Genomic DNA, 22,539 nt, shown 5'->3' on the forward strand with positions numbered 1-22,539 from the left:
AGAAGATCTGGGCAATCAAAATAGTCAAAAGAATAGCAAGGGAATCTACGCAGCAGCTCTCTTCATGATTTCCACAGCCATTATGGATCCAACTTTTTTAGCCGTGCTAGCTTTGTCTGGTCAAGTAAATGATACTTTCTTATCGCTGCTTTACAATTTTCTCTGGGTACTGATCAGCCAAAGTCCGCTCTTCCTGCTGATTTTAGCTGTTATGTGCAACAAACATCATGTCTTTATTGGTAAATTTAATACTTTTTATAAAAGATATCGGCAACCTATCAGATGTGGTATAACAGGAATGATTTTTTTATCAGCTATTATCTTGATAACTGATTTATCATCTTATTGTTTTTTAGATAGCTGGCTTTTAGGCTAAAATGGAGGAAACCTCATGACCTCAACAGGCATTATCGCTGAATTCAATCCCTTTCACAATGGGCACAAGTATCTGTTGGATCAGGCAGAAGGTATCAAGATCATTGCTGTGTCTGGTAATTTTGTCCAGCGGGGGGAGCCTGCCCTTATTGATAAATGGACACGGACCCAGATGGCTTTAGAAAGCGGTGCTGACTTAGTGATTGAGTTGCCGTTTTTGGTGTCGGTTCAGTCAGCTGATTATTTTGCTCGGGGGGCTGTGGATATATTGGCACGATTGGGCATTGATCAGTTGGTCTTTGGAACTGAGGAAGCTTTGGATTACCAAGCTATTTCAGATACTTATGCAGCGAGGGGGACTGAGATGGAGACCTTTCTTTCCCAGTTACCTGACAGTCTGTCTTATCCCCAGAAGACTCAGAAAATGTGGGAAAAGTTTGCAGGTGTAGATTTTTCTGGAAATACTCCTAATCATATTCTGGGTTTAGCTTATGCCAAGGCTTGCGCAGCCTACGGTATCAAACTAGCACCTATTTCGCGCATTGGGGCAGGCTATCATTCCGACAGCAAGCGAGAGCAAATTGCCTCAGCCACTGCTATTCGTAAACATTTGAATGATCGAGAGTTTTTAGGGAAAACTATGCCTGCTCCTCAGCTCTTAGAGCAGGCAACGAAGGTCAATTGGGCGAATTATTTTCCTCTACTCAAGTATCAAATTATGACAAATCTTGATCTGACTGCTATTTTTCAGGTCAATGAGGAGCTGGCTAGCCGAATCAAAGAGGCTGTTAAGACGGCGGTTAACTTTGATGATTTGGTGGATAAGGTGGCGACTAAACGCTACACTAAGGCACGGGTGCGACGTATCCTGACCTATATTTTGGTCAATGCTAAAGAAACAGCCTTACCAGAGGCTATTCATGTCTTGGGCTTCACGCATAAAGGCCAGCAACATCTCAAGTCCGTGAAAAAATCTGCGGAGATTATCACTCGTATCGGTGCCAAACCGTGGGATGCCATGACCCAGCAAGCTGACAGAGTTTATCAACTAGGCAGCCTAGATATTCAGGAACAAAACTGGGGGCGGGTGCCGGTGAGAATCACCAAGGAGGAAAAGGAGCATGAAAAGAATTAGCTTAGAAAAATTTAAAGCCAATCTAAATGCCTATATAAAGCAAGCCAACCGAACTCTTCAACCTATAGAGGTTGTTTCAGATAATGAAGATGAAGCCATAGTTGTCCTATCTAAGAAGGAGTGGGATGGTTACCAAGAAACGTGGGCAATCGCCCAAAATACCTATTTGTCAGAAAAAATTAAAGCAGGTTTGGCTCAAGCTAGAAGTGGAAAAGTCAAGCAAAGATTATAATGACCTAGTTTGTGCTAGGTCTTTTTGATATACTTGAAGAAATGATATAGTGAGGTGATTACGCGTGAGAGAAGAAAGTAAGATAAGGAAAGGGATAAGTTCTTTGACTTCTAATGATAGATGGTATATGAGTTATGTCAAGAGAAATGGGTGGGATCAAAAAATAAATAAGGAATTTCATAAATTATTGAAATACAGGCGTACAGTGCTTAGTTTCTTTGGAATTGATCTTATAGCTGTAATAGTGATTAATTTGTGGTCCAGATTATTTGATGAAATTATTTCTTTATACAGTATATTTAAATTTCAATATCAAACTGACTGGATGATAGCTATAATAGTTTTTATTTTTGCTATATTAAAATCTTTTTTACTTGTAAGTTACAGTAAGTTAGAAGGTACAACCCATTCTAAGGTATATAGTCTATTTTTAATTATTTTTAATTTATTGCCGTTTTTAGTACTTGAAGTAATATTATGTCGAAGCTTAAGAGCGGGTATCGTAGCTTTTATAATAGAGATTATTATTTATCTACTTGCTGACTGGTTTAGGAAATTTAATTTGTTCCCACATATAATAGCGGACATTGCTACTTTTATAATGTTATCTATAGTGTCATTATATTTTGAGAATTTGAATGACACTTATATGACAGCTTTTTCTATAGGAATTATTTTTATACGATACCTTATGATTACTATTTTTAATAGAGAATGGAGACGAACTTGTATTAACTTTAAAGACTTGCTGTATTATAATGGCCAATTTCATTTTTTCTCTGAAGTTTTTTCAACCTCTTTGTTATCAATCGTAATAACGGTAAGTAGTAAATGGCAGGAGAGTGGTGTGATTTTATCTTTACTTTTAGGCGGATTTATTTACTATTTGGCAATGCCTTTCAGATTATTTTGCTACACAAAATATGGAGTAAAGTCAAAGGAAATGATTCATTGGTCTGTCGGAGGCTTATTGTTGTTTATATACATTGGATTAGTTAATTGGATTGATCCAGATGGTTTTTTATCGTTTTTTCCATTAGTGTTAACATTAATATTTAATAAATTACCTAGACTGGCAGAAGATAAATGGAAAAATTATGAATTAAGAATAAGTGAGGAAGGGAAGAAAATTTTTACGAGGTTCGAATTATTTTTTGCTATAGTTATTTTTACTAACTATGTTTTACTAAAAAAGGGTTCTAATTGGTTATCTAAACAAGGTTGGTTTCGAATTCCCGAAAAAATAATGCCTCCTCCATTTAATCAAGATTATTCTTTTATCCCTATTTTATCCATTGTTATTGGGGCAATATCTATTGTAGTATTGCTAAAGCTGATTAATTTATTTATTATACAAAATAATTATTTAGTTGATAAAAAATTAAAAGAAGGGGTTGACCCAACTGATAAAAACGTTAATTCTTGAGAGATTCTCAAAAAAGCAAAAACAATATCAAAATTTATAAAAGTCCCCCCTTGACCCTCACGTCACGTCATGGTCTATACTCATAGTTGAGGTGAACAGAGCCTACACTTCTGTGAACATAGCTAAGTCTTTCTAAGTGTTTGATTACTTTTGTCGGGCTTGTTAAGATCTTGGAGTGTAAGAGCTTAGTATCCTCAGTAGAGAGGAGGTTCCTATGAAGACCGTTAAGGAGATGAGTCAGCTGTCGGGTATCAGTGTGCGCACGCTGCATTATTATGATGAGATCGATCTGCTCAAGCCCAGTCAGGTGGCTGAGAATGGCTATCGCTATTATGATCATGAGGCGATAGAGCGCCTTCAGGAAATCTTGCTGTTTCGGGAGCTGGAATTTCCTCTCAAAACCATTAAGAAGATTGTGGACAGTCCGAGTTATGACCGTAAGGTGGCTTTGACCAAGCAGATAGCCCTTTTGGAAGCCAAGAAGGCACACTTGGAAGGCGTTTTGGCGCATGCTCGTCGTCTGCAAGAAGGAGGAGATAAGATGACATTTACCGCTTATGATAAGTCTCAGCTGCAAGCCCTTGAGACTGAGGCCAAGGAGCGCTGGGGTGACACTCAGGCTTACCAAACTTTTGAGGCCAAGACGGATAAGGAAGCTTTTGCCCAAGTGACTGATGAGATGTTGACTATCATGGCTGAGTTTGGACGCCTGAAAGATTTGGATGTCGTTGATGATAAGGTTCAAGCCCAAGTTAAGCTCCTGCAGGATTATATCTCAGAGCATTTCTACCCTTGTAGCCCAGAAATCTTAGCCGGACTTGGGAAGATGTATGCGACTGATAATCGTTTCAGTCAAACCATTGATCAAGCTGGCGGAGCAGGAACTGCTGATTTTGTTAGCCGTGCTATTGAACGGTATTGCCTATAGTGAGTATATAAAAAAGGAGAGTGGGACAGAAATTAATCATTTCAAGAATTTGATTTCTCTCCGCTCTTTTATTTCTAGGCGTTCGACCTGAAACGATCTGCCAGACCGTTTCACTACCACCTCCGCATAGCTCCAAAGATCTGGGAGACCGGAAATATGATGAACAAAGTTCATGATATTAGATAACCTCCAACAGTTCCCCAAACTGTTGGAGCTATCACTTGTAGAGTAGTTAAATAGTCCAGTGGACTGTTTAAGGGGGTGCCTGAAAATAAGAATGCGCCCCAAGATAAGGCTATCCAACCAGCAGTGGTTCATTGGTGCTAAAGCACCTAATGAACTGTGCAGGGGTAAGACTAAGCTGGCACAGCCAACAAGTTTTACTCCCAACCACTGTGCCTAGCAAATAAAATTGACCAAATAAATAAGGCTGAGAACTTTTGTCTCAGCCTCTTTTCTTTTTGGTGAGGATTAATGAATTAAAGTAGCTTTCCCTTTATCGTCAAGTTGGTAGGTATGTCCCTCGTAGTCCAGTGTGCGATTGACCCAAAGTTCACCAGAGTCAGGGTCGAAGTAGTACTGATTGCCATCAATGTCGACCAATTCTCCCTTGACTTGGATACCAGTGCTTTCTGTAAATTGCAGGCGCTTATATTCGTCACCGACACCCTTATCAATATGACCAAGACTGAAGTAGTAGGTTTTGCCATCAATTACCTGCCAGCCGGTCAGGACTTTTCCATTGGCATCTAGATAGCGCCACTCATTTCTATCTGGGTATGCTTGATACCAACCGCTTGGCTTGAGTTCTCCGCTGTCTTTATCAAAACCATAGACATCCTGATCAACGCCGTGAACTCCGTTTGCACGTGTGTATGACGGCTGATAGATATCTGCATTTTCGGGTTCTACGGTATAGTAGGTTTTGCCATCTTTTTCATACCAACCTTGTTGCAGTTTACCATCAGCACCAAAGTAGCCAACCTGATTATTATAAGATGGATTATAGCCAAATGATGCGAGGCCATACTGCACTAAGGTGTCTGTGACTACTTGGTCATTCTTGATATAGTAAAGATCATCTTCTACATAGATAGGGCGTGGATAATTGCTGGAAACAGATTGACCGCCATCTCCAAAGTAATAGCGTTTGCCATCGATAGTTTGGAAACCTTTAACCCCATAGCCATCTTTGCCAAAGTAATAGGTGCTGTAGTAGCGACTACCCTGGAAACCGTAGAGAGCGTGGTCTTCGTCCAAAATAATTTTATTTTTTACCATTTCCCCTGTTTCTTTATCGAAATAATAATTTTTATGATCGATAACGATTAAGCCCTTGGCATAGTTGCCATCTTCTAGTTGATAATAAGTTTTGCCATCTTCCTTGGTAATAAAACCGTAGTTTTCCTGGGCTTTGCCATCCTGTCCTAGGGTGTAATCTTTTCCATCAACAGTTACTGTTTCTATCTTCGGATATCCCAGAGGCTCTGAAGGATTATTGTTTTTATCAATAGTTACTGTTTTATTTTTTACCAGCTCACCAGTATTTGGGTCAAAGTAATATTTGGCACCATCGATGATCAGCATTTGCCCCTTAATCTGTCCAAATCTAGTCCGATGATCATAATAGTATGTTGTGTCTTCTGGTTTAGCGAAGTAGTAGGTTTTACCATCAATGGTTTTCCAGCCTTCAGCCAATTGTCCATCTTCGTTAGCATAGTAATAGCCCTGATAGTCTTCGGTATTCACTTGAATAAAGGCATTTTTTACAGGACGGCCATTGCTGTCAAGATAGTAGTAGCCGGCAGCACTGCCGTCTAAGCCTTGTTCTTGCTGGTGATAGACGGTATTTTTATATTGACCGCCGTACTTTTTATCAAAGTGATAGAGCACTCCGTCGATAAGCTGATCGCCTTTGACGGCTTTGCCATCTTCTCCAATATAGAGCCAGCCTGTTTGATGGGCACTTCGCTTGATATTAGTTGGATAGTCTCTATCATAGACAAAGCGGTTGCTGACAGTATTGCCGTTTTCATCATAATAGATAATATCAGACTGGCCTTTGGTGAAGGTTCTGCTGACTTGGTCACGGTACTGAGCTGTTCTGGCTGCTTCTCCTTCTAGGATAATACCTGTATCTTTATCTGTGACGATAGCTTTTCCATACTTATCATAACCGATTCCTTTAAGCTGACGGCCGTCTTGTTTAAAGTAGTAATTCAGACCATCAATCGTCTGATAACCATAAACTAATCGTCCGTTTTCGTCAGCATAGTAGTAAACGAGTTGTCCTGAGTCTTCATCAATGTGAGGGACAAATTGCTTCTTAAAGAGTGTACCGTCTTGGCTGTCGAAGTAGTAACGGGAACTCTGAACTTTTTTGAGTCCACCTGTGCGGTTTACATTACCGTTTTCATCAAAATAGTAAGTCTTCCCGTCAATGTCCGCAAAGCCATCTGTTACTTGGTAGCCCTTATTGAAATAAACTTGTTTGTTATCGATGGTCTGCCAGCCAGAGAAACCCTTGCTGTCGGCAATACTGAAATCATCGTTGAAATAATAGGTCTTCCCATTAACTTCGTGTAAACCAGTGACATCTAGTCGACTACCGTCTTCAGCAAAGTAATAGGTCTTAGAACCAGGGGTAACCCCAATTTTGTCAGTAATGACTTGTCCGCTGTCCTTATCAAGATAATAGGTTTTGCCATTGTTCTCAGCAATGTTGCCTCTAACTTGGTTGCCATCTTGGTTGAAGTAAAACTTTTTGCCATCGATGGTCTGCCAACCAGTCACCTTTTGTTTATTGGCGTCAAGGAAGTACCACTGGCCGTTTTCTTCGTTAAATGAATTAGCCGCTTGGCTGTTGTTTGGTGCTTGGATAGTTAATTCAGCAGGCTGAGCCGGAGTTGCTGGTTGTTCTGCCTGATTGTTGGCTGGTGCCTCTTGTTTTTCAGCTGCTTTGCCATTTTGAGCAGCCGCTTGATTGGCAACTTGTCCCTCTTGTTTCTCAGCTGCTTGGCCATTTTGGGCATCGGCTTGTTTATTATTAGCTTGGATATCTTGATTATCAGTTGCCTTGTCGTTTTGTTCAGCGGCTTGCTTAACTTCTCCAGGCTGACCTTGGTCACCGCCCGTTTCGTCTTGGTTTGGAGCCACCTCAGGTGTGTCTTGAGCTTGTTTTTGTTCGGCTACTGGAGTTTCTTGCTGCACAACAGGTGCCTGTTCTGCTTTTTGATCACCAGCCTGATTGGCTGGGGTATCTTGCTGAGCAGCTGCCTGTTCTTGAGGAGCTGGTGCCACTTGGTCAGCGCTGGCTTGACTGCCCGCTGCAAAAAGTGCTGTAGCAGCTGTTGCGGTTACCGCGATAGTCACCCAGTGTTTTTTGACTTTATGCAGTTTGAAGCGTGTTTGTTTTTCCATAGAAAATACCCTCACTTTAAAATAATTTTTAGATTATTCTAGCATTTTTTGGAATCGATTTCCTGAAAAATTTTAAAATGATAAAGAATTGTAAATTGTAGATATTATTAAAATATAAAATGACATATTTATAAATAACTTTCTTGTGGCTATTTAAGGTATTAGTGCAATTATTCTTAATTTGATGGAATTGATAAAAAAGGTCAAAAAAAGTCAGAAAAACTATTGACCTTTACTGACCAAAGTGGTATATTAGTATCACAGGGTTAGGAGATGAGAGGAGAGCCCTGATGAAGAAGCTGGCAGCTAAAAAATTAGATTTGGCTTTTTATTTTTTATATAAAGGTCAGAACAGTGCTTTACTCGTAGAGCTAGCTGTTCTGAAAAATTTTTCAGCTAAAGGTCAGTAATGGTCAAAAATTTAAATAGAAAAGTAGAAGAGGTAAAGCTATGAACAACAATTTTGGATTTAATAATATGGATGATATTTTCAATCAACTGATGGGGAATATGGGTGGTTTCAATTCGGAAACTCGCCGATATCGTATCAATGGCCGGGAAGTCACTCCTGAAGAATTTAACTATTACCGTCAAACCGGTCACCTGCCTAATCAAGAAGCGGTGCAAGAAGAATCTGCTCAAGCTGGCAAAGGTCAGCTCAAACAGGATGGTATTTTGGCTAAATTGGGCCGTAACTTGACTGAGGAAGCTCGTCAGGGTAAGCTGGATCCTGTAATCGGGCGGAATCAAGAAATTCAGGATACGGCTGAAATCTTGGCTCGCCGGACTAAGAATAATCCCGTTTTGGTGGGGGATGCCGGTGTTGGTAAGACTGCGGTTGTCGAAGGCTTGGCTCAAGCCATTGTCGCTGGGGATGTTCCAGCGTCAATCAAGAATAAGGAAATCATCTCTATCGATATTTCTGGTTTGGAAGCTGGTACCCAATATCGGGGGGCCTTTGAAGAAAATATCCAAAAACTGATAGATGAGGTCAAGACTGCTGGAAATATTATTCTCTTCTTTGATGAAATTCATCAAATCCTCGGAGCTGGTAGTACTGGTGATGGTCAAGGTTCAAAGGGTTTGGCTGATATTATCAAACCTGCCCTCTCTCGTGGTGAGCTGACGGTTATTGGGGCAACAACCCAAGATGAATACCGCAACACCATTTTGAAGAATGCGGCTTTGGCTCGCCGTTTCAATGAGGTCAAGGTTAATGCTCCTTCGGCAGAAGACACTTTTGCTATTCTGAGAGGCATTAGACCTCTCTATGAACAACACCACAATGTGGAATTACCAGATAAGGTCTTGAAGGCTGCGGTAGATTACTCTATTCAATATATGCCACAAAGGGCCCTGCCTGATAAAGCTATTGATTTGATTGATGTCACTGCAGCTCACTTGGCAGCTCAACATCCAGCGACCGATGTTAAAACCCTAGAAGCTGATATAGCTAAGGCGCGTGATCGTCAGCAAGCCGCGGCTGATAAGGAAGATTATGAAGCAGCTTTGGCTGAAAAGGTTAAGATTGATGAGTTGCAAAAACAAATCGATAACCACACTGAAAATCAAAAGGTTGTGGCGACTATTAATGATGTTGCTCAAGCTGTTGAGCGTATGACCGGTATTCCTGTTTCGCAAATGGGTGCTTCTGATATTGAACGCCTGAAAGAAATGGGCAGCCGCCTTAAAGGTAAAGTCATCGGCCAAGATGAAGCTGTACAGGCTGTTAGCAAGGCCATTCGCCGAAACCGTGCGGGCTTTGACGAAGGAAATCGTCCAATCGGTAGCTTCCTTTTTGTCGGACCTACTGGTGTCGGTAAGACTGAGTTGGCTAAGCAATTGGCTTTGGATATGTTTGGCACCAAGGATGCGGTTATCCGTCTGGATATGTCAGAGTACAGCGATCGCACTGCCGTTTCTAAGCTGATTGGAACAACTGCCGGCTATGTAGGCTACGATGATAATGCCAATACCTTGACCGAACGGGTCCGCCGCAATCCTTACTCCATTATCCTCCTAGATGAAATCGAAAAGGCTGATCCACAAGTTATTACTCTGCTCTTGCAAGTATTGGATGATGGCCGTCTGACTGACGGTCAAGGTAACACCGTCAACTTCAAGAATACTGTGATTATCGCAACCTCTAATGCTGGTTATAGCTTTGGGGCTGCCTCAGAAGAGGATGGTAAAGAACTCAGTCTGCGCGATAAATTGGCCCCATTCTTCCGTCCAGAATTTCTCAACCGTTTCAACGGTGTCATTGAGTTCTCTCACCTCTCGAAAGAAGATTTGAAAGAAATCGTTGATCTTATGCTGGATGAAGTTAACCACACTCTGGCTAAAAAGAATATCACATTGGAAGTGAGCGAAGCAGCCAAGGCCTACCTAATTGAGGAAGGTTACGATGAAGCCATGGGGGCTCGGCCTCTGCGTCGGGTTATTGAAGGCCAAATTCGTGATAAGGTAACAGATTTCTACCTTGATCATCTTGATGTTAAAGCACTTAAGGCCGATATGGTAGATGGACAGTTGGTCATTTCTAAAGCCTAGGTTTTTGGAGCTGATAAATTCGTTTATGAAGACTCTCGCCTCCATGAGGTGGGGGTCTTTTAGCAACTTAAAAAACGGACAGGCTATCTGAGGCGTGCTATAATGAAAAAAGAAAGTGAGGCAAACTATGACGGTTATTGCTTTAACAGGGGTGACAGGCCATCTAGGCGGTCTGGTTGCTCAAGCACTAGACGGAAAAAAGATGGATTTGCGTTATTTAGCCAGACGCCCAGAGCGGGCTCCCAAGGTTGCTGGTGTTCCTGTTTTTCAATCGGCCTACGATCGGTCTCAAGAAACATTAGAAGCCCTGACTGGTGTGGATGTTCTCCTCATGGTCTCGGCTAGTGAAAGTGTGGATAGATTGGAGGAGCATAAGGCTTTTATTGACAGTGCCAAAAAGGCTGGAGTCAAGCAGATTGTCTATACCTCTTTTTATGGTGCTGAGCCTGATGCGACTTTTACGCTCAGCCGCACCCATGCAGGGACAGAAAATTATATCAAAGAGCAGGGCTTTACCTATACCTTTGTTCGTGATAATTTTTACTTGGATTTCTTTGTTGAATTGGGTCGAGCCTATGGTCAAATTAAGGGCCCTGCTGGAGATGGCAAAGTTTCAGCGGTGGCCCGTCAAGATGTTGCTCAGGTCTTGGCCAAGATTTTAGAAAATCCAAGTAAATGGGCCAACCAAACTTTGAATATGACAGGGCCTGAAGAGCTGACAATGGGCGAGATAGCTCGGATTCTCAGCCAAAGTCTGGGGAAAACGGTCACTTATGTCCCAGAGACGGTCGAAGAAGCCTACGAATCCCGCAAGGCTTGGTCAGCAGAGGATTGGGAGTATGACGCTTGGGTGTCCACTTATACGGCCATTGCCAAAGGAGAACAGGCTGGGCTTTCAAATGACATCGAGCGCGTCTTGGGACGCAACCCCATCGGTCTAGCAGAACTAACCAAGTGAGAGCACTGAGCCTTAGGCAAGATAAATGAAAAAACGTTGGAATATTCCAGCGTTTTTTGCTCTGCATTTTAAAAATAACAGTCAATGCCGTGTTTCAGAAAAACAGCTTGGTAATCATAAAGATCTTCTGGATGAAGGGCTGCATAGTCAGACATTTCGTATTTGCGGTTTAGAAGTTTATATTTATTTTCTCCAAATTGATGAAAAGGGAGCAGCTGAACTTTGTCCACTTGAATATCATTAAATAGTTTTGCAAAGTGTTTGGCATCCTCTAATGAGTTATTAAAATCAGGAATAACGGGAATTCTTAAAACAATTGTTTTATTGTGTGTAAAGGCATAATTGATATTTTGAATAATAAGATTGTTATTGACACCTGTCACCTTGCGATGACGAATCGTATTGTAGTGCTTTAAATCTGTGTAAATAAAATCAACATATTGGATTAAGTCAGTAAATTTTTCGTGTTCGGCAAAAGCTGTTGTTTCAATGGCTGTGTGAAGCCCTTCTTCTTTAGCACGTTTGAGAATGGCTTTAGCAAATTCAAACTGTGCAAAAATTTCACCGCCAGATAGAGTAAGACCGCCACCGGATTCTTCATAAAAATCGACATCTTTTTTTACTTCAAATATAATATCGTCCACTGTCTTTACTTCTCCCATAATCGTTGGAAGCTTTGTTTCAGCATCCAGCATTTGTTCAGGCTGACGCTTTTGAGATTCAGGATTGGAACACCAAGGGCATCGCAAGGGACAGCCCTTTAAAAAAACAGTTGTACGAATGCCTGGGCCATCATGGATAGAGAAATGCTGAATATTGAAAATGATTCCTTTTTCACCAGTCATGGTTTTACCTTCCTTTTTTATCTTAATGTCAGTCTATCACAAAAACGAAATTCAATCAATTACGAACGTAATCTTTTGCTTTGCTTTCTTTTTTAATATTTATCTGTTAAAATAAATCCAGAGGTGATTGTATGAAGCGTTTAGATGATATTATTAATTTAGTTTCTCAAGCTAAAAAAATAGATGTTAATACCCTATCTGAAAAGTTAGGTGTATCAAAAGTAACTGTCCGTAAAGACTTGGACAAGTTAGAAAGTAGAGGCTTACTGCATCGTGAGCATGGCTATGCAGTATTGAATAGTGGCGATGATTTAAATGTCAGACTTTCTTATCATTATAAGATCAAAAAAGCCATTGCGGAAAGGGCAGTTGAATTGGTCAGTGATAATGAAACGATTATGATTGAATCAGGATCGACCTGTGCTTTATTAGCAGAAGCCATTTGTCAACATAGACGTAATGTTAAAATTATTACTAATTCTTGTTTTATTGCGTCTTACGTTCGAAAGTATGATTCCTGTCAGGTGATTTTGCTTGGCGGCAATTACCAAGCTAACTCTGAAGTAACGGTTGGACCTTTGCTAAAAGAGATGGTTAAGTCGTTCCATGTTGAAAAATTATTCGTAGGGACAGATGGCTTTGATAAAGCATTAGGTTTTATGGGAAAAGACATGATGCGGTGTGAAGTTGTTCAATATATGGCTAAATCAGCTGATGAATTAATTGTTTTAACAGATTCAAGTAAGTTTACTAAACGCAGTTTGGTCAATCAATTTGCTTTAAGCCAAGTCTCGCAAGTCATAACAGATTCTGATGTTTCAAAAACCTTACGTGAGCATTTAAGGGCTAATCATATTAATCTAAAATTGGTGGACTAAAAATAATAATAGTGTAAAACTGCTATGAATAAAGAAAAAAGACGTTTGCTGGCTAAAACATCAATCATTTGGTGACTGACAAGTCTACTATTTTAAAAGTTTTAGAGTTAGATCAGGATCTTGATACAGCTAATCTAGGATAAAAATTCAGTTGACATTGTTGGTTAATAAAAAAGTTTTTGGTTTAAAATAAAATCTAGAAATCTGGCTTTGTCCAGATTTTTTTGTTAAAATGTTTAGGTTTGCACAAAAAGCAAAAAGGGTCAGTGGTTTCATTCACCAAAGCTGATCCTTTTTTAAAAAAAACGATTGTATTTTAAGAAAAATAATTGCATTTCAGGGAAGATACTGTTATTATAATTTCGAAAGAAAATAAAAAAATTACGAACATAAAAGGAGGAGGAAATGACAGTTCAACTTTTAACTCAAAAATATACCAATGATGTTCAAAAAAATTCTCAAAAACACTTTGGTTATTTAACAGAACGCATGTATAACTACCGTGATAAGGTTCTTGACAAGAAGCCTTACATTGATGCAGAACGTGCCCTTCTTGCTACTGAAGCTTATAAAGAACATCAGGAAAAACCAAATGTTCTTAAGCGTGCTTACATGCTTAAAAATATCTTGGAAAAAATGTCTCTCTATATTGATGACGAGACCTTGATTGTTGGTAACCAAGCTTCCGGTGATAAAGACGCACCAATCTTTCCTGAATACACCCTTGAATTTGTTTTAAATGAACTGGATCTTTTTGAAAAACGTGATGGGGATGTTTTCTACATTACAGAAGAAACCAAAAAGCAAATTCGTGAAATTGCTCCTTTCTGGGAAAATAATAACCTGCGTGCTCGAGCAGGTGCTATGCTTCCGGATGAAGTGCAGGTGTATATGGAAACAGGCTTCTTCGGCATGGAAGGTAAGATGAATTCCGGAGATGCTCATTTGGCTGTCAATTATCAAAAACTACTTGAACTAGGACTCATTGGTTTTGAAAAGCGTACGCGTGAAGCTAAAGCCAATCTTGATTTGACAGATCCAGCCAGCATTGATAAATACCACTTTTATGATTCTATTTTGATTACAATAGAGGCTGTCAAGACTTATGCAGAGCGTTTTGCAGCTTTGGCAAAAGAAATGGCAGAAACAGCTAATGCTAAACGTCGCAAAGAACTGCTTGACATTGCAGCGATTTGTGAGCACGTACCTTACCATCCAGCCAGAACCTTTGCAGAAGCTGTCCAGTCTGTCTGGTTTATCCAATGTATTCTTCAGATTGAATCAAATGGTCACTCGCTTTCTTACGGGCGTTTTGACCAATATATGTATCCATATATGAAGGCCGATATCGAAGCAGGTCGTGAAACTGAAGAGTCAATTGTTGAGCGCTTGACCAATCTTTGGATTAAGACACTGACGATTAATAAAGTGCGCAGCCAAGCCCACACCTTCTCATCTGCTGGATCACCGCTTTATCAAAATGTCACTATCGGCGGTCAGACACGTGATAAAAAAGATGCGGTTAACCCTTTGTCTTTCCTTGTTTTGAGATCAGTTGCTCAAACACATTTGCCACAGCCTAACTTGACGGTTCGTTACCATGCTGGACTTGATCCAGATTTCATGAATGAAGCTATTGAAGTGATGAAATTGGGCTTTGGTATGCCAGCCTTTAACAATGATGAAATCATCATTCCGTCTTTTATCAACAAGGGTGTAACAGAAGAAGATGCTTATGATTATTCAGCAATTGGCTGTGTGGAAACGGCAGTTCCTGGTAAATGGGGCTATCGCTGTACCGGCATGAGTTATATGAATTTCCCTAAAGTATTGCTCATTACTATGAATAATGGTATTGATCCAGCTTCTGGCAAACGCTTTGCCCCAGAATTTGGTCACTTTGTCAACATGAAGTCCTATGAAGAACTCAAGACTGCTTGGGATAAGACCCTTCGTTATTTGACGCGGATGAGTGTCATTGTAGAAAATAGCATTGACCTAAGTCTTGAACGTGAGGTTCCAGATATTCTTTGTTCAGCTTTGACTGATGACTGTATCGGTCGTGGTAAGCATTTGAAAGAAGGCGGTGCAGTCTATGACTACATTTCCGGACTTCAAGTTGGGATCGCTAATCTTTCTGACTCTCTGGCTGCTGTTAAGAAATTGGTCTTTGAAGAAAAACGTTTAACAACGGCTGAACTTTGGGAAGCTCTTCAATCAGATTATGCTGGTAAGCACGGTGAAGAAATCCGTCAAATGCTTATTAATGAAGCTCCTAAATACGGTAATGACAATGATTACGCAGACCAATTGGTATGTGATTGCTATGATGTTTATGTTGATGAAATTGCTAAATACCCTAATACACGCTATGGTCGTGGTCCAATCGGCGGTATCCGTTATTCAGGAACATCTTCTATCTCAGCCAATGTTGGACAGGGCCGCGGAACTTTAGCCACTCCTGATGGCCGTCATGCCGGAACACCGCTTGCTGAAGGCTGCTCGCCATCCCACAATATGGATAAGAATGGTCCAACATCTGTGCTTAAATCTGTTTCTAAATTACCAACGGATGAAATTGTCGGCGGAGTTCTTCTCAATCAAAAAGTAAATCCACAAACCCTAGCAAAAGAAGAGGACAAACAAAAACTTATTGCTCTGCTTCGAACCTTCTTCAACCGTCTTCACGGCTATCATATCCAGTATAATGTGGTTTCCCGCGAGACTTTGATTGACGCTCAGAAATATCCTGAAAAACATCGTGATTTGATTGTTCGTGTTGCAGGTTATTCAGCCTTCTTCAATGTTCTTTCTAAAGCAACTCAAGATGATATTATTGCACGGACAGAACACGCATTTTAAGAAAAAGAGGAAAAGAAAATGGAATTTATGCTTGACACACTCAACTTAGAGGAGATTAAAAAATGGGCTGCCATCTTGCCATTAGCCGGTGTGACATCCAACCCATCTATCGCTAAAAAAGAAGGGGAGATTGACTTTTTCGAACAGATGAAAAAGGTTCGTGCTATTGTTGGCGAAGAACCAAGTCTTCATGCTCAAGTTGTTGCAGAAGATGTGGAAGGTATCATCAAAGATGCTCATAAACTTCGAGATACACTTGGAGGCAATCTCTATATTAAAATACCTGTTTCTCCAGAAGGTCTGACAGCTATTAAGCAGCTTAAAAAAGAAGGGTTTCAAATTACAGCAACGGCTATTTATACTGTTTTTCAAGGCCTTTTGGCCATTGAAGCTGGAGCAGATTATTTAGCACCTTATTACAATCGTATGGAAAATCTTAATACAGATCCAGTTGAGGTAATCAGTCAGCTTGCTTTGGCTATTGAGCGTAAACAAGCCACTACAAAAATTTTAGCCGCAAGCTTTAAAAATGTTTCTCAAATGACCAAAGCTCTAGCTGCCGGTGCTCAAGCTGTTACCGCTGGAGCAGATATCTTTGCTGCTGGTTTTGCCAATCCGTCTATTCAAAAGGCAGTTGATGATTTTACTGCGGATTGGGAAAGTACCCAAGGACGTTCAACTATATAGTATTATAGTATTTAAAAATTTTTGAGATAAAAGGAGATCCTACGATGAGAATTTTTGCCAGTCCCTCTCGCTATATTCAGGGAGAAAATGCCTTATTTAATAATCCAAAGGCCATTATCAATTTAGGAAGTCGCCCAATTCTACTTTCTGACGAGACTGTTTATCAGATTATTGGACAGCAGTTTGAAACTTATCTTAATCAAGAAGGCCTGCTTGTAAAATATGTTCCTTTTAATGGAGAAGCTTCGACAAAAGAAATTGACCGAGTTGTCTCAATTGCAGAAGAAAACAAGAATGATTTGATTATCGGCCTTGGCGGAGGCAAGACGATTGACAGTGCAAAGGCAATTGCAGATATCCTAGAAATACCTGTTGTCATTGCTCCGACCGTAGCGTCCACAGATGCTCCAACTTCAGCCTTATCAGTTATTTACACAGAAGAAGGAGCGTTTGAAAAATATATCTTTTATTCAAAAAATCCTGATTTAGTTTTGGTAGATACGGCTGTTATCAGCAAGGCACCCGTACGGTTGTTGGCTTCAGGAATTGCTGATGGCTTGGCAACCTGGGTAGAGGCAAGAGCCGTGCTCCAAAAAAATGGCCAGACCATGGCTGGTGCCGGACAAAGTTTAGCCAGTCTTGCAATTGCTAGATCTTGTGAAGAAACTTTATTCGCTGATGGTTTGCAGGCCTTATCAGCTTGTAAAGCCAAAGTAGTGACTAAGGCTCTTGAGAATGTCATTGAAGCCAATACTTTATTAAGTGGTCTAGGATTTGAAAGCGGAGGCTTGGCTGCTGCTCATGCCATTCATAATGGATTTACAGCCCTAGAAGGAGATATTCATCATCTAACACATGGTGAAAAAGTTGCTTATGGAACATTGACACAGCTTTTCCTTGAAAACCGTCCAAAAGAAGAAATTGACAAATATATTCATTTCTATAGAGCTATTGGAATGCCAACCACTTTAGAAGAGATACACTTAGAAAATGTTGATGATTCTGAACTTCTAAAGGTCGGCAAACAGGCGACAATTGAAGGTGAGACAATCCATCAAATGCCGTTTGAAATCAGTGCTGGTGATGTTGCCCATGCACTTTTAGCAGTCGACCAGTACAGCAAGTCGCTGGAATAAAAAGCAATAAAAGTTAGTGAAGTATTCCTAATGAATAAGGAATGAAAATCAAAAAATATTAAAAGGACAGTCTGATTTTTTGAATACCAAAGAATCAGACTGTTTTGTGTTTGAAAGAGCTAGAATAGAGGTAGATCAGAAGGATGAGTAGATGTAATTGTATATAATAGACTTGTTAGAAAAACACTGCTGTTGAAATCCTTCGCTTCTTTATAATAAATAATGGCAGCTAATTGCCGATGACTTAGTGAAAAAAGTACCTAAAAAAGCATTATTATATAAAAGCCTCTCCCACTAACTAATCGTCTTGTGGTAATAGAAAGAAGATTGCTTAACTTTCCAGCCTTCTTTTCTACCTTGATTTTTAGGGGCTGACTTGCTATAATAACTTAGGATTTAGCTGATTTTCTAACTTTGAATTTCAGCTTTACTGGATAAATCAAAATTGATAAAAGGAGACTTACCCATGGGACGTAAATGGGCCAATATTGTTGCAAAAAAAACGGCTAAAGATGGTGCTAACTCAAAGGTTTATGCTAAGTTTGGTGTTGAAATTTATGCAGCTGCTAAACAAGGGGAACCAGATCCAGAATCTAATTCAGCCTTGAAATTTGTTTTGGAACGGGCTAAGCAAGCGCAAGTACCTAAACACGTTATTGATAAGGCGATTGACAAGGCTAAAGGAAATACTGATGAAACCTTTGTTGAAGGGCGTTACGAAGGTTTTGGGCCAAATGGTTCAATGATTATTGTTGATACTCTTACATCAAATGTTAATCGGACAGCAGCTAATGTTCGCTCCGCTTTTGGTAAGAATGGTGGAAACATGGGAGCTTCTGGCTCTGTTTCTTATATGTTTGACCGCAAAGGAGTCATTGTTTTCAAGGGGGATGATGCGGACAGTATTTTTGAAACCCTTCTTGAAGCTGATGTTGATGTTGATGATGTCGAAGCAGAAGATGGTAGCATCACTGTTTATACAGCTCCAACAGATCTTCATAAGGGCATGGAAGCCCTGCGTGCCAATGGTGTGGAAGAATTCCAAGTGACCGAATTAGAAATGATTCCTCAGTCAGAAGTTACCTTGTCTGGTGAAGATTTGGATGTTTTCCAAGGCTTAATTGATGTTCTGGAAGATGATGAGGATGTGCAAAAGGTTTATCACAATGTGGACCTTGATGACTAAAATATTTAGATTAGAAGAGGTAGGGAAACATTCCTTATCTCTTTTAAATGCTCAAAGATAGACAGGTTGTAGGCAGCTCAAAAGTTTTAGGAGGCCTCTTGAGGTTTCTGGAATGGATAACCTGAGCTTTAAACTATGGTGAGCTGAAAGAAGGTACAAAACCATCAAAGGTTAAGCAAATAGGATGCCTCCTGCCGAAGGGTCATTTAAGATTCTAGATAGGGCTATCTTTTTTGCCCTGTCTTATGGGCGTGTTCTATCTGCAACGGCTTATGGTTTTGATTTTCAAAGGAGATATGACTAGCTATGATAAAAAGTTGATTCTTAGAATCCGCTGCAAAGCATTACTGGGGTTCTTTGGCAGGTTTTTATAACAGAAATATTTGAAAAAATCATGAAAATATTGAAACCGTTCTCAAAAAAATGATATAATAGGATTGCGATAGGGGGCAGGAAAGGTCTGCTCTGTTAAATTTTTAGTGTCTAAGTGAGGTTGATAGATTATGGCTGTTAGAGATTTTATGACCCGAAAGGTTGTCTATGTATCACCTGATACGACCGTTGCCCATGCGGCGGATATCATGCGGGAACAAGGCTTACGCCGTTTGCCAGTTATTGAAAATGATAAATTAGTAGGGATTGTGACGGCTGGAACCATGGCTGAGAACAGTCCATCTAAGGCAACCAGTCTGTCTATTTATGAAATGAATTACCTGCTCAACAAGACCAAGATTCGTGATATCATGATCAAGGATGTGGTAACTGTGTCGCCCTTTGCCAGCGTAGAAGATGCCATCTATCTGATGATGACGCACAAGGTTGGTGTGTTGCCGGTCGAAGAAAACGGTGTGGTTTCAGGGATTATTACCGATAAAGATATTTTCCGTACCTTCTTGGAAGTCTCTGGTTATGGTGAAGAGGGGGTGCGTGTCCGTATTCTGGCTGATGATAGCGTTGGCGTTTTGGAAAAGATTGTCAGCACTATTACCAAAGAAGGTCTCAATATCCGTCGGACAGTAATTGCTGGGGCTAAGGATGGTAAGGTTGTCAATGAAATCCAAATTGATGGTAAAGCTGACATTGCTGATCTCAAGGCCAAGTTAGAAACTGTTGGCTTGGTAGTTGATGGTATTCAAGAGACGCAAGCTAAGGTTTTGTTTTAACTAGAGATTGGGAAATTCCTTGGGTAGTTCCTTTAGTTCGTCAGAAATGAAGGTTGATTGATATTCATATTTTGGAGACTGGTGGGAGAAATCTTACCAGTTTTTTGGTAAAATAAAGGTGTTATGGAAAATCTGAACACGCAAAAACAAGGGCATTTGATTACCCTTGAGGGACCTGATGGGGCTGGTAAAACCAGCGTCTTAGAAAAATTGGTCCCCTTACTAGAAGCTCAAGGCTTTCAAGTGGTGACCACTCGGGAACCTGGTGGGGTAGCTATCGCTGAGAGTATTCGTCAGGTCATTTTGGATGTCAATAATACAGCCATGGATGAAAAGACAGAGCTCTTACTTTATATCGCAGCGCGGCGACAACATTTGGTTGAGAAAGTTCTGCCGGCTTTAGCTCAAGGCAAGTTGGTTCTGATTGACCGTTTTATTGATAGTTCAGTGGCCTACCAGGGCTATGGGAGAGGCCTGTCGGTTGCTGATATTGACTGGCTTAATAATTATGCTATTGAAGAAACTAAACCAGAGTTAACCTTGCTTTTTGATCTGCCTTCAGAGGTTGGTTTGGCACGTATTGAGCAAGCTGAGGTTCGAGAAGTGAACCGTTTGGATTTGGAAAAGCTGGATCTGCATCAACGGGTGCGACAGGGGTATTTGGATTTGGCTCAGAGTCAGCCCGAGCGGATTAAGATTATTGATGCTGCTCAAGACTTAGAAAAAGTAGTCGCTGATGCTTTAGCGACTATTCAGCTGGCACTTGCAAAGGATCGAGGATGACATTAGCTGATTTACAACCTAAGATTTTTCAAGAATTTCATCATATCCTGAAGACGGGCAGACTCAGCCATGCCTACCTTTTTTCGGGGAATTTTGGCAGCTATGAAATGGCTCTTTTTCTGGCTCAAAGTCAATTTTGTGAAAACTTGCAAGATAGTCTGCCCTGTGGACAATGTCGGGAGTGCCGTTTGATTGCTGAGCGGGATTTCTCAGATGTCAAGGTAATTGAGCCTCAGGGCAATGTCATCAAGACAGATACTATTCGCGAGCTCCTGCGTGATTTTACGCGGTCGGGTTTTGAAGGCAAGTCTCAGGTTTTCATTATTCGAGATGCCGATAAAATGCACATTAATGCGGCCAACAGTCTCTTGAAATTTATTGAAGAACCTCAATCGTCTTCTTACATGATTCTTCTGACGTCAGACGAGAGCAAGGTCCTGCCAACAATCAAGAGTCGCTGTCAGATTTTTCGTTTTCCAAAGAATCAAGAGTATTTAAAAAATCGCTTGGAGCAAAATGGTCTTTTAAAAGCTAAGGCTAGCTTGATTGCCGCTGTGGCTGATGATGAAGCTTCAGCGTTAGCGTTGACAGAAATGACTAAATTTGACGACTTGTGTCGCAGTTTAGAAAAATTTATTGCTGGCTTAGATAAGGATCCTGACCAGTCTTTTTTGCAAGTGACACGTCTAGCTAGTTTAGTAACTGATAAAGCGGAGCAAGATTTGGCTTTTAAACTCTTGCTGGTGATGCTGGGACGGACTCGGCAACCTCGTCAGGTTACTAAGGTTTATCAAGCTAGACAGATGTGGCTTAGTAATGTCAGTTTTCAAAATGTTTTAGAATATATGGTGTTAGAATGACAGAAGTAATAGGGGTAAAATATGAGGAAAATGATCTCATTTCCTATGTTTTGCCAGACCAAACTTATGAAAAAAAAGATTTAGTGGTGGTTCGCTTGCGTAAGGGCAATCGTCTGGCTCAGGTGGTTCAGGCTAATATTGATTTAAAAGAAGCTGATCTGCCTGTTAAGATGGATCGGGTTCTAGGGCTGGCCCGGCAAGAGGATCTTGACCGCCATCAAGCTAATCGTCGTTATGCTCATGATAATATAGCGGCGGTTAATCAGATGATTACCAAATGTCAATTAGATATGAAGCTCGTTAATATTGCCTTTCCTTTGGATCGCAGTCATGTCTTCATTTCCTTTACAGCTGAGCATCGGGTGGATTTCAGACAGTTGCTTAAGGATCTAGCTGCTCATTTCCGAGCACGGATTGAATTGCGGCAGATTAATACCCGTGAGGAAGCGAAAATCTTTGGCGGTCTGGGTCCTTGCGGCCGCCCCCTTTGCTGTTCCAGTTTCCTCGGTGATTTTCCGCCGGTTTCGATTAAGATGGTTAAGAATCAAGGCCTTTCTCTCAATACTGGTAAGACAACTGGCCTTTGTGGTCGTTTGCTCTGTTGTCTCAGTTTTGAAGATGATTTTTACCGAGAAGCCAAGCAGAAATTTCCTGATTTCGGCAGCCCAGTAGAGACTGCTGAAGGTAGGGGGACTGTGGCAGGGATGGATGTCTTTGCTGAAACTGTTAAGGTTCGTTTTGAAGATCGGGCTAGCTTGTTGACCTATAGTTTGGAGGAGATTAGCTTACATGGATAAAAATGAACTCTTTGCTGCCTTCGACGATGTTTCCAATAATTTGATGGAAAATTTTGCTCAGGTCGAATTGATGAAGAAGAAGATGCAGGAAATCATGGAGGAAAATTCCCAGCTGCGGTTGGAAAATGCCAAACTGCGGGAACGTCTATCTGATGTCGATGAGAAAATGCCTGCCAAATCTTTCAGTCAGGGCCGAGAAAATTTAGAGTCTATCTATGAGGATGGTTTTCATGTCTGCAACAATGATTATGGCAAACGCCGTGATAATAACGAAGATTGTCTCTTTTGTATGGAATTATTGAACAGGGAGTAGGG

Annotated in this window: 18 protein-coding genes; 16 read left to right on the forward strand and 2 right to left on the reverse strand. The window is 40.6% G+C overall.

Annotation, left to right across the window (positions count from 1 at the left end; translation table 11 throughout):
• Nucleotides 1-391: 391 nt before the first annotated feature.
• The 4 genes from G7Y32_RS00200 to G7Y32_RS00215 all read left to right on the forward strand — a co-directional run bounded on the left by G7Y32_RS00200 (nucleotide 392) and on the right by G7Y32_RS00215 (nucleotide 4,096).
• Nucleotides 392-1,510 carry a nucleotidyltransferase gene (locus tag G7Y32_RS00200; protein ID WP_165208996.1) on the forward strand — a complete coding sequence of 373 codons (1,119 nt, stop codon included), beginning with the start codon at nucleotides 392-394 and terminating at the stop codon, nucleotides 1,508-1,510.
• On the forward strand, nucleotides 1,497-1,742 hold the full coding sequence (locus tag G7Y32_RS00205) for a type II toxin-antitoxin system prevent-host-death family antitoxin (protein ID WP_165208999.1): 246 nt from the start codon (nucleotides 1,497-1,499) through the stop codon (nucleotides 1,740-1,742). Before G7Y32_RS00200 ends, G7Y32_RS00205 begins: the two co-directional genes overlap by 14 nt.
• Nucleotides 1,743-1,806: 64 nt before the next feature.
• Nucleotides 1,807-3,168, forward strand: a complete 1,362-nt coding sequence (locus tag G7Y32_RS00210) for a hypothetical protein (protein ID WP_165209002.1) — start codon at nucleotides 1,807-1,809, stop codon at nucleotides 3,166-3,168.
• A gap of 214 nt (nucleotides 3,169-3,382) precedes the next feature.
• Nucleotides 3,383-4,096, forward strand: coding sequence for a MerR family transcriptional regulator (locus G7Y32_RS00215; RefSeq protein WP_165209005.1), 714 nt, complete (start codon nucleotides 3,383-3,385; stop codon nucleotides 4,094-4,096).
• A 471-nt stretch (nucleotides 4,097-4,567) separates the two neighbouring features.
• Here G7Y32_RS00215 and G7Y32_RS00220 read toward each other — a convergent pair whose 3' ends face one another.
• Nucleotides 4,568-7,516, reverse strand: a complete 2,949-nt coding sequence (locus G7Y32_RS00220; protein ID WP_165209761.1) for a KxYKxGKxW signal peptide domain-containing protein — start codon at nucleotides 7,514-7,516, stop codon at nucleotides 4,568-4,570.
• Between the two features lie 450 nt (nucleotides 7,517-7,966).
• Between G7Y32_RS00220 and G7Y32_RS00225 the strand changes: the two genes are divergently transcribed.
• Complete coding sequence (locus tag G7Y32_RS00225; RefSeq protein ID WP_165209008.1) at nucleotides 7,967-10,069, forward strand: ATP-dependent Clp protease ATP-binding subunit; 2,103 nt, start codon at nucleotides 7,967-7,969, stop codon at nucleotides 10,067-10,069.
• Between the two features lie 127 nt (nucleotides 10,070-10,196).
• Nucleotides 10,197-11,027 (forward strand): SDR family oxidoreductase, encoded by an 831-nt coding sequence (locus G7Y32_RS00230; protein WP_165209014.1) that lies wholly within the window; start codon nucleotides 10,197-10,199, stop codon nucleotides 11,025-11,027.
• Between the two features lie 68 nt (nucleotides 11,028-11,095).
• Here G7Y32_RS00230 and G7Y32_RS00235 read toward each other — a convergent pair whose 3' ends face one another.
• Entirely contained in the window at nucleotides 11,096-11,872 is a 777-nt protein-coding gene (locus G7Y32_RS00235) for a glycyl-radical enzyme activating protein (protein WP_004229269.1), read from the reverse strand.
• A 131-nt stretch (nucleotides 11,873-12,003) separates the two neighbouring features.
• On the opposite strand from G7Y32_RS00235, the gene G7Y32_RS00240 reads away from it, so the two are divergent.
• The 10 genes from G7Y32_RS00240 to yabA all read left to right on the forward strand — a co-directional run bounded on the left by G7Y32_RS00240 (nucleotide 12,004) and on the right by yabA (nucleotide 22,537).
• A complete protein-coding gene (locus G7Y32_RS00240) occupies nucleotides 12,004-12,750 on the forward strand; it encodes a DeoR/GlpR family DNA-binding transcription regulator (protein ID WP_165209018.1) in 747 nt (248 codons plus the stop codon).
• 405 nt (nucleotides 12,751-13,155) lie between these two features.
• On the forward strand, nucleotides 13,156-15,612 hold the full coding sequence (locus G7Y32_RS00245; RefSeq protein ID WP_165209021.1) for a glycyl radical protein: 2,457 nt from the start codon (nucleotides 13,156-13,158) through the stop codon (nucleotides 15,610-15,612).
• A gap of 18 nt (nucleotides 15,613-15,630) precedes the next feature.
• A complete protein-coding gene (locus tag G7Y32_RS00250; protein WP_165209024.1) occupies nucleotides 15,631-16,299 on the forward strand; it encodes a fructose-6-phosphate aldolase in 669 nt (222 codons plus the stop codon).
• 44 nt (nucleotides 16,300-16,343) lie between these two features.
• Nucleotides 16,344-17,435, forward strand: a complete 1,092-nt coding sequence (locus tag G7Y32_RS00255; RefSeq protein WP_165209027.1) for a glycerol dehydrogenase — start codon at nucleotides 16,344-16,346, stop codon at nucleotides 17,433-17,435.
• 466 nt (nucleotides 17,436-17,901) lie between these two features.
• Complete coding sequence (locus G7Y32_RS00260) at nucleotides 17,902-18,621, forward strand: YebC/PmpR family DNA-binding transcriptional regulator (protein WP_165209030.1); 720 nt, start codon at nucleotides 17,902-17,904, stop codon at nucleotides 18,619-18,621.
• A gap of 503 nt (nucleotides 18,622-19,124) precedes the next feature.
• Nucleotides 19,125-19,784, forward strand: a complete 660-nt coding sequence (locus G7Y32_RS00265; RefSeq protein ID WP_165209033.1) for a CBS domain-containing protein — start codon at nucleotides 19,125-19,127, stop codon at nucleotides 19,782-19,784.
• Between the two features lie 123 nt (nucleotides 19,785-19,907).
• Entirely contained in the window at nucleotides 19,908-20,567 is a 660-nt protein-coding gene (tmk, locus tag G7Y32_RS00270; protein WP_165209036.1) for a dTMP kinase, read from the forward strand.
• Nucleotides 20,564-21,427 (forward strand): DNA polymerase III subunit delta', encoded by an 864-nt coding sequence (locus G7Y32_RS00275; protein ID WP_165209039.1) that lies wholly within the window; start codon nucleotides 20,564-20,566, stop codon nucleotides 21,425-21,427. The genes tmk and G7Y32_RS00275 overlap by 4 nt, the downstream gene beginning before the upstream one ends.
• Complete coding sequence (locus G7Y32_RS00280; protein WP_165209042.1) at nucleotides 21,424-22,224, forward strand: PSP1 domain-containing protein; 801 nt, start codon at nucleotides 21,424-21,426, stop codon at nucleotides 22,222-22,224. The genes G7Y32_RS00275 and G7Y32_RS00280 overlap by 4 nt, the downstream gene beginning before the upstream one ends.
• Nucleotides 22,217-22,537, forward strand: a complete 321-nt coding sequence (yabA, locus tag G7Y32_RS00285; protein ID WP_004225156.1) for a DNA replication initiation control protein YabA — start codon at nucleotides 22,217-22,219, stop codon at nucleotides 22,535-22,537. The genes G7Y32_RS00280 and yabA overlap by 8 nt, the downstream gene beginning before the upstream one ends.
• Nucleotides 22,538-22,539: the final 2 nt, after the last annotated feature.

It is taken from the genome of Streptococcus tangpeifui (assembly GCF_011038795.1).
GTDB classification, from domain to species: Bacteria; Bacillota; Bacilli; order Lactobacillales; family Streptococcaceae; genus Streptococcus; species Streptococcus tangpeifui.